Annotated in this window: 1 protein-coding gene; it reads left to right on the plus strand. The window is 48.5% G+C overall.

Translation table 11 applies throughout. The annotated features are described in order from the left end of the window. The coding region (locus J7438_RS25365; RefSeq protein ID WP_209278826.1) for a hypothetical protein at positions 1-1,693 on the plus strand (1,693 nt) is incomplete at both ends.

Genomic DNA, 1,693 nt, shown 5'->3' on the forward strand with positions numbered 1-1,693 from the left:
AGTCACCTTTGTTAAGGACAGTGCCAGGAATTTTGCCGGATATATGCTGCTCGAGGGCATTGAAGCCTTCGCCCAAACGCTCAATGGCACGTTCACTAATGGCACTTTCCCTAATGCCACTTTCCCTGATGTCGCTCGTCACTATTTCGATATCGTAGCAGCCGGGGTGGATGACATTATCCATGAGTTCAACACCACAATCGCGCCTGACCGGAATACCAGCTCAACGACAGTAGCCCCTCACCATCGTTCAAAAAGAATGATCCTTTCGGAGCCGGATTTCTTAAGCAGAATCAGCCGGCTGATAGAGGCTGAAGAGTCCGTTACCGCAGACGACATGGTCCCGCAACTGATGGAGTTTTTACGGGGTTTTTCTGCAGTGCGCAAAGAATTTACCCTTACGGTGCAGCGTGGCGTTGCGGGAGACCCGGATGCAATAGCGCTTGCCAATCAACTCCGGCAGCCGCTGGAGATGGCCAATCATTTGCAGCAATATGAGAGCGAGGTCTTTGAATTACTGTGGAGTAATAACTTCGAGGCACTTGGCAGATTAGTGTTTAAAGTTAACACCCTCTCATATTTTAGCGCTGTTGCTCCGCCACAACTAAGAGACATGTTGGAATCGCTCAGGCTCATGGTTCGTAACATGATTCAATATCTCCAACGGATAAATCTGGGGACCACCAATCCGTCAACTTTTACGGTGAAAATAGCTGATCTCACAAATTTCTGTTTAATCTGGAACCCTTTGCGATTAATGCTGCGTAATCAGCAGATCGAAGAAGGCATTTGTTTGGCAGATATGGTTTCATTAACCGTTGCCAGCCAGTTTGGAATTTCTGTTAGCAGCTCTATAAACACTCTGGTCAATGCTATTTTCCTGGGTGCCGGATATGCTCGATTACCCGCTGTTGTCAGGACGACTCTACAGGAAATTGCGCTTAAAGATAGTACAACTTCCCCCATAAGTTTATGGCGTACCCTGGGCCTGAAAAGTGCCAGCTATTACTTTAGTAAAATACACCAGAAATTTACTGCTTATTCGCTTAGAACGAATGGTGCACAGGAATTTCTTACAATGCAGTCAATGCTGTCAAAGATGGTTGCAGCGTTCAATGCGAAGGCAAATCAGTTACCGGCAGGGGAGGATGTTACTGTTCTGTTTAACGTCAGCCCCCGTACCCAACATGTCATATTTGCAAAAATGCAAAGAGTGAATAATCAACTGTCCCTGACCACTTCTGATATCGCAGGCTATTTGCTCAGTGCCAGCGCCGATTCAATGGAACACCTGGTCGCAAGGGCCATGCGCATGCTGAGGCCGCTGGCTCAGCAATACGGCCTTGGATTGACTCAGCCAGGGCAGATTGGTAGTGGAAGAGGTATCGGGCATCTTTATCAACCCACCGACGCAGAAATAGCCGAGTGGGCTGACCTGGCTCCCATTCCTACCTCGGCCTTAACGCTAAAACAGATCCTGACCAAGCCGGTAACGGAACTTGAAGCCCTCGACAAAGCGGCCACGAAGGCCCTGGCCAAAGAATACATTAACAAGGTGACCAGTGCAGATGGGCTTAAGAAACTGAAATTAAGCCAGAAGCTGACTGAACAGGACTTGCTCCCTCCACCCTCAAGCACTGAGGTAACCACAGCCGATCCACTGATTATGCAAATGCGGGAAGTGATCAGTGTG

It is taken from the genome of Thalassotalea sp. G20_0 (assembly GCF_017744175.1).
In the GTDB taxonomy this organism is placed as follows: domain Bacteria; phylum Pseudomonadota; class Gammaproteobacteria; order Pseudomonadales; family Endozoicomonadaceae; genus Endozoicomonas.